Source organism: Parafrankia irregularis (assembly GCF_001536285.1).
Classification (GTDB): domain Bacteria; phylum Actinomycetota; class Actinomycetes; order Frankiales; family Frankiaceae; genus Parafrankia; species Parafrankia irregularis.
In genome coordinates, this window is sequence record NZ_FAOZ01000018.1 from 63,390 (window position 1) to 76,444 (window position 13,055).

General features: G+C 70.7%; 12 protein-coding genes. 1 reads left to right on the forward strand and 11 read right to left on the reverse strand.

Translation table 11 applies throughout. From position 1 onward, the window contains the following. Positions 1-136 precede the first annotated feature (136 nt). The 7 genes from tatA to AWX74_RS23905 form a co-directional block, all read right to left on the reverse strand. Positions 137-415 (reverse strand): Sec-independent protein translocase subunit TatA, encoded by a 279-nt coding sequence (tatA, locus tag AWX74_RS23875; protein ID WP_054566139.1) that lies wholly within the window; start codon positions 413-415, stop codon positions 137-139. A 422-nt stretch (positions 416-837) separates the two neighbouring features. Further along, a complete protein-coding gene (locus AWX74_RS23880; RefSeq protein ID WP_054566138.1) occupies positions 838-1,059 on the reverse strand; it encodes a hypothetical protein in 222 nt (73 codons plus the stop codon). After that, the gene (locus AWX74_RS23885; RefSeq protein WP_091281172.1) at positions 1,059-2,024 is read right to left on the reverse strand and encodes a helix-turn-helix transcriptional regulator; all 966 of its coding nucleotides are present in this window, start codon (positions 2,022-2,024) and stop codon (positions 1,059-1,061) included. Before AWX74_RS23885 ends, AWX74_RS23880 begins: the two co-directional genes overlap by 1 nt. After that, entirely contained in the window at positions 2,021-3,127 is a 1,107-nt protein-coding gene (locus AWX74_RS23890; protein ID WP_226930948.1) for a helix-turn-helix transcriptional regulator, read from the reverse strand. The genes AWX74_RS23885 and AWX74_RS23890 overlap by 4 nt, the downstream gene beginning before the upstream one ends. Positions 3,128-3,260: 133 nt before the next feature. Continuing rightward, entirely contained in the window at positions 3,261-3,896 is a 636-nt protein-coding gene (locus AWX74_RS23895) for an FKBP-type peptidyl-prolyl cis-trans isomerase (protein ID WP_091281176.1), read from the reverse strand. 189 nt (positions 3,897-4,085) lie between these two features. Beyond that, positions 4,086-5,444: a Pup--protein ligase gene (gene pafA / locus AWX74_RS23900; RefSeq protein WP_054566134.1), complete on the reverse strand. Its 1,359-nt coding sequence runs from the start codon at positions 5,442-5,444 to the stop codon at positions 4,086-4,088. Between the two features lie 10 nt (positions 5,445-5,454). Then, positions 5,455-6,567, reverse strand: a complete 1,113-nt coding sequence (locus AWX74_RS23905; RefSeq protein ID WP_091281178.1) for a hypothetical protein — start codon at positions 6,565-6,567, stop codon at positions 5,455-5,457. A gap of 323 nt (positions 6,568-6,890) precedes the next feature. Here AWX74_RS23905 and AWX74_RS23910 point away from each other — a divergent pair, with 323 nt between their 5' ends. Further along, entirely contained in the window at positions 6,891-7,649 is a 759-nt protein-coding gene (locus AWX74_RS23910) for a dienelactone hydrolase family protein (protein ID WP_091281182.1), read from the forward strand. A gap of 66 nt (positions 7,650-7,715) precedes the next feature. Here AWX74_RS23910 and AWX74_RS23915 read toward each other — a convergent pair whose 3' ends face one another. Genes AWX74_RS23915 through AWX74_RS23930 form a run of 4 tightly spaced genes read right to left on the reverse strand, consistent with a single transcriptional unit; the run spans position 7,716 to position 13,052 of the window. Beyond that, on the reverse strand, positions 7,716-9,038 hold the full coding sequence (locus AWX74_RS23915; protein ID WP_193209698.1) for a M20/M25/M40 family metallo-hydrolase: 1,323 nt from the start codon (positions 9,036-9,038) through the stop codon (positions 7,716-7,718). A gap of 53 nt (positions 9,039-9,091) precedes the next feature. Continuing rightward, positions 9,092-10,231: a hypothetical protein gene (locus AWX74_RS23920; protein WP_076829138.1), complete on the reverse strand. Its 1,140-nt coding sequence runs from the start codon at positions 10,229-10,231 to the stop codon at positions 9,092-9,094. A gap of 59 nt (positions 10,232-10,290) precedes the next feature. After that, the gene (locus AWX74_RS23925; RefSeq protein WP_091281189.1) at positions 10,291-11,874 is read right to left on the reverse strand and encodes a hypothetical protein; all 1,584 of its coding nucleotides are present in this window, start codon (positions 11,872-11,874) and stop codon (positions 10,291-10,293) included. After that, a complete protein-coding gene (locus AWX74_RS23930) occupies positions 11,871-13,052 on the reverse strand; it encodes a pullulanase-associated domain-containing protein (RefSeq protein ID WP_165615762.1) in 1,182 nt (393 codons plus the stop codon). The genes AWX74_RS23925 and AWX74_RS23930 overlap by 4 nt, the downstream gene beginning before the upstream one ends. Between the last annotated feature and the right edge of the window lie 3 nt (positions 13,053-13,055).

Sequence of the window (13,055 nt, forward strand, 5' to 3'; positions counted from 1 at the left end):
TCGTTCAGCTCGCCGCCACCGCTCCGTGAGGGTTCAGACGGAGAATCCGCCGACATGCGCACGCCGGGTCAGCCAGCGCGCGGACCGATCGGCAAGCTGGTCCGGGCCTGACGGCCCGGACCGCACCGGCGTTCGTTCAGCGGCGCTCGGCGTCGACCGGCGATGCGCCGTTGACCGAGGTCGCCGGAGTGACCACGGGACGGCTCTCGATCGGGAGCGGAGCGACGGGCTGCGCCGCGGGGGCCGCGGTGGCCGGAGCCGGGGCGTCGTCCTCACGGAGGCCCTTCGTCTCGGCCTTGAAGATGCGCAGCGACCGGCCGAAGGAACGGGCAGCGTCGGGAAGCTTCTTGGAGCCGAACAGCACCATGACTACCAGCGCGATGATGATGATCTCGGTCGTGCCAAGGTTGGGCATGGCAGGCGTCCTCCAAAATGCAAATGCCGGTGCGGTCGGGAGACCGGTGCGGTCGATGCTACGTCGGTCAGCCTAGGAAGCGATAGACAGTAACCGGGTATCCCGCAGGTGACGTCTTCGCAACGCGAAGATGATGAGCTGCCTCACCGGCACTTTCCGCTACAAACCGGACCGCCGACGCAGGGCATCCAGGACACTCCGACCACAGTTTGTCGCGCGCTGCCAACCTCGGCCACCCGACCTCCGGTCGATCATCGACGGATACCGGCCGACATTCGGTGCCGGAACGCCGCGACATAACGACCCTGCGCGATCACACCGCGATGCCCATCAGCGCGCCATCACCCGGCGTCTCCAAACACGAACCTGGTGCGGCCACCACCGAAGTCGGCTTCCTCACCTCGCGTTGGCCGCCGGCTTCCTCACCTCGCGTTGGCCGCCAGCCGGGCGGCGACATCCACGGATTCCAGGCGCTCGGTCAGTTCCGACACCTTGTTTCCCAGGTCGGCGGCGCGGTCCTTCAACTCGAAGGCCGCGGATTTCGTCGCCTTGATCTGCCTCCACAGCCGCAGGGCGCAAAGCGCCAGCACGCCGAGCGAGCCGAAGATCATCACCAGATGTACGAGGAGCAGAGGCACGCCCATCACCCTATGATCTCGTCGCCGTACCCGGCGAGCGCGCGGCCCGCCAGCTCGTTCACGCTCGCGGCGACCGACGCCGGCGCCACCTCGCGCACCAGCTCGCCGAGGCCGAGGACCAGCCGGCTCAGCCACGCCAGGTCGGCCACCCGCAGAACCACGCTGACCCCCCCGTCGGGCAGGTCGCACACCTGGGACACCGGGTAGTAGTCGACCACCCAGCGCGCCCGCGGATCGAGGTCGAGCCGGACCGGGATGTCGTCCGGCCCCGGCTGGTACACCCCCTCGGCGGTGTCCCGGGGGGTCGCGTCCGGCGGCGGCTGCGCCGCGACGTCCAGGACGTCGACGCCCGCGCGGCCATCGATCCGGTCGAGCCGGAACAGACGCACCGCCGACGCCCGGCGGCACCAGCCCTCCAGGTACCAGTAGCCACCGCGCACGAGGACCCGCATCGGGTCGACCTCCCGCTCGGTCATCTCGTCCCGGGCCCAGACCAGGTAGCGCAGGCGCACCCGACGGCGCAGGCGGATCGCCTCCTGCAGCACCGCGAGCACCTCGTCGTGCGGGTCGAGCGCCACCCGCACATGGCGGGCCGACTCGTGACCGACGGCCTCCTCCACCTTGCGCACCGCCCGGTCGAGGGCCTCGCGGCCGGTCAGCCCCGGCACGTCGGTCAGCGCCCGGGCAGCGACGAGAAGCGCCATGGCCTCGTCGGCCGACAGCCGCAGCGGCCGGTCAAGGGTCTGCGGGTCGACCACGGTCACCCGGTCCCCGGAGTAGCTCACATCGATGAGGTCGCCCGGAGCGCCACCGGGAAGCCCGCAGACGAACAGCAGGTCAAGGTCGGCCCGGAGCTGGCGCTCCGTGATCCCGAACTCGCTCGCCGCGTCCTCCAGCGACACCCCCGGGTGGGCCCGCAGCCACGGAACCAGCGCGAGCAGGCGGCTGAACCGATCCACTGATCCACTCACCTGGGACCGGTTCCCACCGCCGCCGCACGGGCCACCGGCGATGCTGCCGGCGTTGGCGGTGCTGTCGCCGCGACAGTGGCCCGCAGCCTGCGGACGACCTCACCGCGCAGATCCGCCGGCTCGAGGACGACCACATCGGGACCGTAGCCGACCGCCCAGCGGGCGAAGCGTTCCAGATCGGAGAACTCGACCTCCAGAAGATCACCGCCCGGGAGGCGGCCCACCCGCTCCGCTGCCGCCGCCCGAGCAGGCCCCGCGGGACGCCCATGGCGGCGCAGCGCATGGCCACAGCCACGCCGGACCCACAGCAGGGCTGTGCGGGTGGGTTCGGTGGGCTCCGTCGCGGACACCATCGCCCGCAGATCCACCTCTGGTGGCACGGTGAACGCCTCGGCCGGGCCGACCGCCCGCACCGGGCCGGTCACCCGCGACAGCCGGAACACCCGCGACGCCTGCCGGTTCAGGTCGTGCCCGACCAGATACCAGCGGCCACGCCAGGACAACACGCCCCAAGGCTGCAGGTGCCTCTCCGTGTCCTCGGTCTGGCCAGGGCGGCGGTAGGGGAAGCGCACCTCGCGCCTGGCCTGGACGGCGGCGAGCACGGCCTCGAACGCCGGCTCCGTCGCGTCGACCCTCGGTTCGAACCCCGCGAACCCGTCAGCGGACCCCAGGCCGCCCATGCCGTCCGCGGCGTCGAACCCTGCCGCGGGCCCGGAGGAGACAGCCAGCGGATCCGGCCCGCGCAGCGCCGCGGGCCGGACCGGCGCCCCGGCGGCGGCGAGCTTGCGCAGCGCGCTCGCCGCCGGCGCGGCCAGTGCCTCGCTGGACCACAGGGAGGCCGCAAGTGCCAGCGCGGCGAACTCGTCGGGATCCAGTGGGATCTCGCCGAGCGCGTAGTCGCCGCGCGGGATGCGGTAGCCGAGCTCGTCGCTGAAGGCCGAGTCGGAACCGGTCTCGACCGGGATGCCGATCTCACGCAGCGACTGCTTGTCCCGCTCGAACATCCGGCGGAACGCCTCCCGGGCCTCCTCCGACTCCCCCGGCTCGTAGCCGTCCACCATCTCCCCGATCTGGGACACGGTGAGGAAACGCGATGTCGCCATGAGGCACATCGTCAGATTGAGCAGGCGCTCCAGCCGTCGGCGGGACACATCTGATCAGGCTAGCGGTACTCGGCGTGATCTCGGCAACCGGCCTGCCGCGACGACCACGCCGATCGTCAGCTACGCCTGCTACTCACAGTTGCCCGGAGGTCGAGCCCGCCGCACCCCCGGAGCCGCTGCCGGTGGCGTCGCCGCTGCCCACGGCGAGCAGGTCGACGATGAACACCAGCGTGTCATCGGCCTCGATCCCCGCCTCCGGCTGGCCACCCATCGGACCGTAGCCCAGGTCGGGCGGGATCACGATCAGGCGGCGACCGCCTTCCTTCATCCCGGCGATGCCCTGGCCGAAACCGGGCACCGTGTTCTGCAGCGGGAACGTTTCGGGGGTGCTCCGGTCCCAGCTCGCGTCGAACTGCTTGCCGGTCTTCCAGATCGTGCCGGCGTAGTGGATCGTGACGGTGCTCGACGCGCTCGCCACCTTGCCGTCGCCGCCCACCAGGTCCTTGGTGACCAGCTCGGACGGCGCCTCGCCCTCGCCGGCCGCCGCGACGGGCTTGCGCTTGAGGTCGGTGGCGTTCTCCACCGCGGGCGTGCCTCCGTCGACCGCGGTCGCCGCCGCTGACGGCGCCGCGATCGGAGCGGCCTTGGTTCCGTCGGGGGCGTCCGACGAGCTGCACGCGGCCATCGGCACCAGCAGCACGGCGGGGAGAACGAAGCCGACCAGCCGGCGACGATGACGGGCTGCGACGTCACGGGAGAAAACGGTCACGGAAACTGAGATCCTCTGCTTGCGCGGGACGCCGGCACGGCAGGCAACACCGCCGCCGCGTTCGGCGCCACGCTCCGGACGAGCTGGCTGCACATGTGCAGACGACTGTAGAGGACCACACACCGACCACCCGCGACCCGGCTGCGGCAGAACACCCCGGCCGCACCGAACGCCCTGGGCTGCTCGCTCCTACATGCTCGCGATCAGCTTGTCCACCCGGTCGTCGACCGAGCGGAAGGGGTCCTTGCACAGCACCGTGCGCTGCGCCTGGTCGTTGAGCTTCAGATGGACCCAGTCCACCGTGAAGTCGCGCCGCTTCTCCTGCGCCCGCTTGATGAACTCCCCACGCAACCGGGCCCGGGTGGTCTGCGGCGGAACCGACTTGGCCTCGAAGATGTCGAGGTCGCGGCACACCCGCTCGACCAGACCGGCCCGCTCCATCCGGTAGTAGAGCCCTCGCTCGCGGTGGATGTCGTGGTACTTCAGGTCCAGTTCGGCGACCCGCGGCGACGACAACGGCAGGCCGTGCCGATGCCGGAACCGGTCTATCAGCACGTATTTCGTCACCCAGTCGATCTCCCGGGCGACAAGCTCCAGATCCTCGGTCTCGATGGCCAGCAGGGTACGGCCCCACAGGTCGAGAACCCGCTTCGCGACGGCGTCCCCGCCGCGCCGCTCGACGAACTCCACCGCCTTCGCGTAGTACTCACGCTGGATGTCCAGCGCGCTCACCTCGCGGCCGTTGGCGAGCTTGATCCGACGCTGGCAGGTCATGTCGTGCGAGACCTCGCGGATGGCCCGGATCGGGTTCTCCAGCGACATGTCCCGCAGCACCACACCAGCCTCGATCATGCGCAGCACGAGGTCCGTCGAGCCGAGCTTGAGCAGCATCGTCGTCTCGCTCATGTTCGAGTCACCGACGATGACGTGCAGGCGACGGAAGCGCTCCGCATCGGCGTGCGGCTCGTCGCGGGTGTTGATGATCGGCCGCGAACGGGTTGTCGCCGAGGACACCGACTCCCAGATGTGCTCGGCGCGCTGCGAGATGCAGTAGACCGCGCCACGCGGAGTCTGCAGCACCTTGCCCGCACCGCACAGGATCTGGCGGCTGACCAGGAACGGCACCAGCACGTCGGCCAGCCGGCTGAACTCCCCGTGCCGGCCGACGAGGTAGTTCTCGTGGCAGCCGTAGCTGTTCCCGGCCGAGTCCGTGTTGTTCTTGAACAGATGGATGTCGCCCGCGATGCCCTCCTCCCGCAGCCTGCGCTCGGCTTCGACGAGGAGGCCCTCCAGGATGCGTTCACCGGCCTTGTCGTGTGTGACGAGGTCCGGCACGGAATCGCACTCGGGAGTGGCGTACTCCGGGTGGCTACCGACGTCCAGATAGAGCCGGGCGCCGTTCTTCAGGAACACGTTGCTGCTGCGCCCCCAGGACACGACACGCCGAAACAGGTACCGCGCCACCTCGTCCGGAGACAGCCGCCGCTGCCCTCGGAACACACAGGTGACGCCGTACTCGTTTTCCAGGCCGAAGATGCGGCGATCCACGAGACCGACCCTATGCTCGGAAGCCCTCCTCGCGCGGCGAGACGCCATGGCTGATCTCGAGTCCACCCTCTCGGGGTCGTACGATCTGCCCCGTCGCCGGCGTCGTGCCCACCTCCGCGGGGGCGGGCTCACCCGGCAACGGGGCTTCCGGCCCACGGGCGAGCCCGGCGCCGGCCCGCTCCCGGCCGACGAGCATGAGCGCGATCCCGACCACGGCCCAGATCGTCAGCACCGCCGCGGCCCGGCCCCCACCGGCCCCGTCGAAGTAGAGCGTCGACCGCGCCAGGGTCACCCCCGCTCCGGGCGGCAGCAGCTGGCCGAACCCGCCCCACGGGGTCGGCAGCATCTCCGGCGCCGACGACGCCCCGGACAACGCCACCCCGACCACCGTCAGGGCGACGGCGGCGACGAGTCCGCGCACAGCGGCCACCGCGCCCAGCCCCATCACGGGCGCGGTGACCGCCGCGGTGATCACGGCCAGCACGACCACGCTGCGCAGGAAGTTGTCGGGCAGCACATCAAGACCACCGCTCAACGCCAGCGTGCCAGCCACCCCACCGGCGACCACGAAGCACGACAGGCCCACGAGACGCTGCTGCCGGGACCGGCCCGAACGTGCCAGCAACACGCCCACCGCCGCGGCGATCAGCACCAGCGGCAGGTACCCGGCCGACACCCCGCCGCCCTGATGATCGGCGGCGGCGTTCGGGACGACGTCCACGACCGGGATCCGCAGATCGGGAAACGTCATCGCCATTCCGCGCACCAGCGCCTCGGCGACCGCCGGGCTGGCGGCGGAGGCAAGCCGCAGCGACAGGCCGTCCGCGGTGAAGACGAACGCCGCGTACGCCTTGCGGTCGCGCAGTGCGCGGTCGGCGGCATCGGCGTCGGCGACGACTGTCACCCGCATGGCACCGGGTGACATGTGCTCCACCTCGTCCATGAACGCCTGTGTCGACTGCGCCGGTCCCGCCACGAGCACGGGCAGGCCACGAGGACGCACGGAGGTGACGGTCGATCCGTAGAGGCAGACGATCAGGCCGAGCAGGACAGCCATCCCCACGGGCAGCGCTGCCGCGCGACGCACCCCGGTCAGGCTGCGGCGTTCCACTGTCAGCACCATCACGCCTCCACTACCTGTCCACTACCTGGCTGCCTGCCCACTACCTGGCCACCGTCGGCGGCTACTGCCCTACACAGGGCGACCAGGGGGCAGCGTCCCCCAGGTCAGGGCGTCCGGGTGGGGTGGCATCAGGGGTGGCGTGTCCGGGTGGGATCACACCGGAGGCCACATCGCCCACGTCACCGACACCGCGGCGGAAAAGTGCGCGCCGCGGGCGTCGACCACGACCCGGCCGCAACCGGGTGGGAGCGGAAGCGGGATCCGAAGCGGGAACATCGGCCCGGATGGTGCTGCCCTGCCCCGCGCGGGGGAAGGATGGCCGCATGACAGCCGAGGCCAACGAGAAGCACACGCACGACCATCTGCGAACCGAGGTGGCGGCCCGGGACCGCACGCCCGCGACCGTGACCGCCCCTGCCGCCGACGACCCGCCGCGCGCCGGGATCGTGGTGATCCAGGACGCCCGCGGGATCACCCCCTACCTGCTGTCCGTCTGCGACGAGCTGGCCGATGCGGGCTATCTCGCGATCGCGCCCCACCTGTACCACCGGGACGGCATCGCCGAGGTCGACCCCACCGACGGCTGGGCCGGCGCGATACCGCAGATGGGCACGCTCACCGGTGACGGGATCCACGCGGATGTGGATGACTGCCTCGCGCACCTGAGCGACGTCGGCCTCGACCCGTCCCAGACAGCCGTCATCGGCTTCTGCATGGGCGGAACCGTGGCGCTGGCCACGGCGAGCCGCCGGCCACTCGCCGCCGCGGTGTCGTTCTACGGCGGATCGGTCAGCACCTCCGCCTGGCCCGGAGTGCCCCCGCTGCTCGACATCGCGCCGGCGCTGATGGGCCCCTGGCTCGGCCTGTACGGCGAGGAGGACGCCCTGATCCCGCTCACCGACATCAACGAGCTTCGGGTCGCCGCGGCCCGATCGGGCCAGCCGACGGAGCTCGTCAGCTACCCGGGCGCCGGCCACGCCTTCCACAGCCACGACCGGCCGGCCGTCCACCGCCCCGAGGCAGCCGTCGACGCATGGCGGCGGACGATCGACTTCCTGGACCAGCGGGTGCGCCCGGCCTGAGCAGGCCACGCGTCGGCACGCCCGGCGGTCCGTGAAGGGATGCCGCGAGGCGGACCGAAGATCTTTTCATGCCCTCGACGGGCGCGCGAGGCCGTGCAGGAACCAGATGCAGGTGTCCACGGACCGCCAGAAGACCTCCAGGTTCAGTTGCTCGTTCGGCCCGTGGATGCCCGCGTCGGGCAGGGTGAAGCCGAGCAGCACGACCGGGATGCCCAAGATGTCGCGCATGAGGGACACGGCCGGGATGGTGCCCCCGGAGCGGAGCAGAACCGGCGATCGCCCAAAGCCATGCCGATAGGCCTGCGCGGCCACCCGCATCGCGGGATGGCCGGGCATGGTCTCCGCGGGGCCGGTCGAGGAAACCACCCGCAGTGTGGCCCGGACCGTGGTCGGCAGCGTGGCGGCGATGTGGCCGCGCAGCGCCTCGACCACTGCCGCAGGGTCCTGGCCAGCCGCCACCCGGACGTTGACAATCGCCGACGCACGACCCGGAATCGCCGTCACCCGATGGTCCCCGGACCGCAACGAGATCACGTTGAGCGCTGGAAGCAGCGTGGTCCGTTCGTAGGCTGTCGGACCGGCCATCCCCCACAACGGCCTGCCACCCGCACTGCTGCGGAGCTGCGCGTCGGTCGGCCCGTGCGTCCGCATCCGGCGCCGCTCGGCGGGCACCGGCACGCGCACCCCGTCGTAGAAACCGGCGACGGCAACCCGGTTGTCCGGGCCGTGGAACGACGACAGCAGATCGGCCAGGGCGTGCGCCGGATTGTGAACGGCCCCACCGAACGCCCCGGAGTGCACATCACGTGGCTGACCGCGGACCTCGATCTCGAAGGTGATGGAGCCCCGCAGCGCGTAGACAAGCGCCGGCCGGTCCGGCCCGAGGATGCGGGTGTCGGACACCACGGCCACGTCCGCCGCCAGCTCGTGGCGGTGACGGAACAGCGCGGCCCGCAGATGCGGGCTGCCGATCTCCTCTTCGCCGTCGAAGACACAGCTCACGTTCAGCGGTAGCTGGCCCGCACTGCGGATGACCGCCGTCAGCGCCGCCACGTGGGCCATGATCGGCCCTTTGTTGTCGGCCGCCCCGCGCCCGACGAGGTTGCCATTGCTGACCACCGCCGTGAACGGGTCGGTGCGCCACCCGTCGCGAGGTGCCGGCTGTACGTCATAGTGCCCGTAGACGAGCAGATGCGGCCGGCCGGGACGATCCGCCGAATGGCCGATCACCATCGGGGGCCCACCGCCGGTCGGCACGAGGCGGGTGTCGGCGAGCCCGGACCGCCGCAGTCGCCCGGCCAGCCATTGCGCGCAACGCCCCAGGTCGCCGGCCTGGCCCGGTCCGGCGCTGACGGACCGGAACCGCAGGAAGCGGGAGAGATCTGCCACGACCTCCCTGCGCGCCGCACGCGCCGCGGACATCGCGGCGCGTGGACCTGCCGTCAGATCACACCCCGGGTGGCTCCCCGCCCACTCTCCGCCATCGGTCGCAGCGGTGCCCGGCCCTGAAACGGCAGGACCCGCGCCCCTGATCGCCGTTCCGCCGCGCCGAGCGCCTCCGCGCTGGTCAGCCACTCCTCGGCGTACTCGGCGATCTCAAGCAGCAGCATCTCGAACTGCACCCGGCTGGTCTGCAACAGGTGCGGTTGCGCGAGCCATCGCAGCACCTCACGGCCGGCAACCGCCATCCGCTGCCGCGGAGAGGTGACCAGACGCTCGTGGAAGTAGCGGATCAGCACCTCCTCGACCACGTCCCACGCGTTGTCCGCACCGAACAGCCGCCTGATGTCGTCGGACTCCAGCACGCGGAATGCCTCGTCGAGTACCTGCATCACCTCCACCCGCAACACGTTGAGGTGGCCGAACGAGGCGAACTTCAGGTTGTTGCGCAGGTCGAGGCCAGCCCGGCGCACCACCGCGATGCTGCCGAAGCTCGGGTCGTAGGAGCGCTCCCGAATAACGTCGGAGATCCGCTTGTCCCGCCAGAAGAGCGCGACCTGGTTGACGAAGTGGCTGTACTGCCGATGGAACTCCACGTTGCGCCGGGATCCTCGGGGTACCGCGGCGGCCCCATAGCCCAGTACCCGCGCGTAAGCGGCGGCTCTGTCCCGACGGGTGTAGCGCAGCACGTCACGCCGGTCGAACTGGTAGAGGCCGTAGGCGCCGGGGCCGCCCGACAACCGGACGGTTCCGGCCCGGAACAGCTCCTGGAGCTTGCGGACGACCCGGAAAACCCCCAGCCGCTCGTGCTGGTAGATGTAGTACAGATCGCCGACGGCGATCATCCTCTCCGAGGTGACCGACTCGTCGTAGGGCACCACCCCGGTCGGGATGCGCGTCTGCCCCAGTTCCTGTGCCGCTTCCGGCCCGACGCCGATGAGCGCCGCCAGCCCCCTGTCCGGCGGCACCGGCTTGGCCGCGTCCGCGGCGACGACACCCGCCAGCAGGTCGTCCACCTGACGCACCAGCGCATCGGCGAGCTGCGGATTGGCGATGAGGTCGGTGCCGAGTTGTTTGGCCAGCTGCTCCCGCAGGCCAGCGACGCGGTCGTACAGGGCCTGGTACTCCTGCTCCGTTGCCATCTGCTCCTCCTCCAGCCGACGCCTGGGCCGGGTCCAGGGCCTCGCCGACCACCGACCGGCTATGCGACTCGCACGTCCTGAGCCAACTGATCCACCCGACGCAGGTAGGCGCGCAGCTCGTTGAGTGGGTGACGGACCCGGGGATGACGCATTCCGGCCGGCAGCCCGGGGTCGAACCCGATCGCCCCCAGCAGGTCCTCCACCAGCCCCCCGAGCCGGCCGGCGGTGGTGATGACAGCCCCCATGGCCCGCCGCCCGCCTTGTTGCACGAGCTCGCGGGCCTCCTGGCCGGCAAACGAGGCGATCCAGCTCAGCAGCTCGGAGACGAGCATCGCCCGGCCGTCACTGGTCCGGAACTGGGCCACGTTACGCTCCGCGCTGCCCACGAAGACCGAATCCAGGGCGGCGACGACCTCGTCGGTGGACTCCGCCACCACCTGCAGCGCGGTCGAGAGCAACACCAGCCGGGTTCCCAGATCCCGCCCGAAGGATCCGTCACGGAACGTCTTCCAGCTGGCCTCGACCGTCACGATGTGATCCTGCAGCAGCAGGAAGGAGGAGAGGTTCTGCTCTTCGGCCACGGTGTTGACCCGGCCCGACTCGAGCCCGAAGACCCAGCTCAGATAGCCCACCATCCCGCCGCGGACCGGTTTGTTGCCGATACCGATGACATCCTGCTTGAGCAGGATCTCGAACAGGTCGTCAACTCGGGGTACCCGAGGGCCACCCTCCGCCCCGAGCTCGTTGACCACGGCGCTGAACTCCGCCTGAATGATGCTGCGGGCCGCGTCCATCTCCTCGACATCGACGTCCGCACGCAGCGGTGTGAGGCCGTCCAGCAGCGGCAGGACGGCGGCGAGCGAATCCCGGGCACGCGCGTACAGGCTCGCCTGCGCCCCGGTCACCGCCCCACCCAGCTCCGTCTGGCCGACGTAGCTGCGCGGCCGCCAGGTGACCACCGATCTTCCCGCGACCTCCGTTCGGTCGAAGGACGCGTTCAGCGCCGCGACGAACGCCGTGCTGTCGGTGTGACGGGGCAGCCTTCCGAGGGTCTGCTGGATGGCGCCGTCCACGATGCGCTGCAAGCTGTCACGGCCGGCGCCGGGTGCGGCCGAGCCGCCGCGCAGCCCGCCCGAACCCCCGAGCCCGCCGAGATCGGCGGTGAGGATCGGGTAGGACGCGATGTCGTCGACGGCGCCGCGGATCCTCCCGATGTTGTAGGACGGCCCACTCGGCCAGCTCCCCGCAGCCTCCAGTTCCTCGACGGCCTCCGTCGCCACGTCGTCGACCGCGTCGATCAGGGACCTGTAACGCGCCACGTCGCTGCTGGGCGCGAGCCTGTCGCTCGCGGCCTTCACCTCGTCCGTGACGCCTCTCCGGACCAGCTCCCGGGTTGCGCGGAGCTCATTGAGCGCGAACTCGAGAACCCCCGCCATGCTCGGCTTGTCGCGCACCTGGGCCGCACTGTCGCGCAGCCGTGCCCCCTGCCTCCGGGCCGCCTGCAGGAAGGTGCTCAGATTTCCGGCGGATTCGTGCTGGCTGTTCTGCTGGAGCAGGGCCTGGACTGCGATGATCGCGTCAGCCAGCTCGTCGCACTGGTGAGCCAGCGAGAGCAGCGTCGATTCGACCGCCCGGTAGATCACGACTTTCCGCCTCTGCTCTCGATCTCCCGCTCCAGCTCATCCACCCGTACCGCGACATCGCCGCCCGGCCGCAGGCCGACGAGCAGGGTCTCCACCGGCCCCGGCACCTCTTCGTTCGATTTCTCATACGCGTCGACCACCTCGTCGACGACCTGACTCATGCTGTTCCTGAGGTGCTGGACGTCGCCGAGGATGTCCGCCTCCAAGCGGCCCGGATCGTGCGGCCCGGGTCGCTCCCGTACCGCGGTGACCCTGGCCTTCATGCCGGCCGCGACACCGCGGACGAAATCGAGGCGCCCCAGCAGCGCATCGCGGCGCGACAGCGGCCGCGGCTCGACGCCAACGACAGGCACCGACACCCGGCCACCTGCCGGCCACGACGCGAGACCAGGCAGTGGCTCCTCCTCCCGCGGCAGGCTGTGCGCGGCACCGAGAAGCTTCTGGCGCTCGTGGTCCAACGCCTGCGTGACCACGTCCAACCCGGCATCGGCCGCGGCGGCCAGCGCCAGCGCGTCGGCATTCCCGCCTTCCTCGGGCGGGATGAGACGTCCGAGGAAGGCTCCGATCCCCGAAGACAGACTGTCCAGGCTTTCACCGATGCTGGTGATCGTTTTCTGCTGGTTCTCCACGGTCGTCGCGATCCGCGCCACCGCTGCCTGCCCGCTGCGGGCCTGGGACTCGATCTCGTCCAGCGCGGAGACGACAGCCGTGATCTGGCTCTCGACAGCGTCACGTGAGGACGTGGATGTCGGCGGGATGCGCGGCAGGTAGCGCACGGCCTCACCGCCGGCCGTGTCGCCGGAGAAATACCAGACCTCGTACCCGTGCTGGGCGAAGATCAGCTTTTGCCGGTGAACTTCCGCGGGGTCGGACCTGGCGGGCGCCCTGCCCCGCTTGGAGTCCGTCCCCGAGCTCGACGAGGACCTGAGGGTATAGACGAGTTCGGGCGCGTCGTACGGCACGGAAATTTTCCAGAACAGGCCGAATTCATCCGTATCGTCAGGCCCCGTGACTCGCCTGTCGCCGTCGACGTCGACTTCCAACGACCAGCCGTCGTATCTCCCGTTTGGCCGGCGGTAGTGAAAGGTCACCGTCCTGGTCCTCGCTGACTGCTCCTCCCGCTCCTCCCGCGCAGGGATGCCGGAAGGATCGCCCGCATCCGCAGAGGTCTCGATCACGAG

Coding starts and splice junctions, on each gene's coding strand:
- tatA (WP_054566139.1), bottom strand. CDS start 415: ATGCCCAACCTTGGCACGACCGAGATCATCATCATCGCGCTGGTAGTC.
- AWX74_RS23880 (WP_054566138.1), bottom strand. CDS start 1,059: ATGGGCGTGCCTCTGCTCCTCGTACATCTGGTGATGATCTTCGGCTCG.
- AWX74_RS23890 (WP_226930948.1), bottom strand. CDS start 3,127: ATGGCGACATCGCGTTTCCTCACCGTGTCCCAGATCGGGGAGATGGTG.
- AWX74_RS23905 (WP_091281178.1), bottom strand. CDS start 6,567: ATGGTGCTGACAGTGGAACGCCGCAGCCTGACCGGGGTGCGTCGCGCG.
- AWX74_RS23910 (WP_091281182.1), top strand. CDS start 6,891: ATGACAGCCGAGGCCAACGAGAAGCACACGCACGACCATCTGCGAACC.
- AWX74_RS23920 (WP_076829138.1), bottom strand. CDS start 10,231: ATGGCAACGGAGCAGGAGTACCAGGCCCTGTACGACCGCGTCGCTGGC.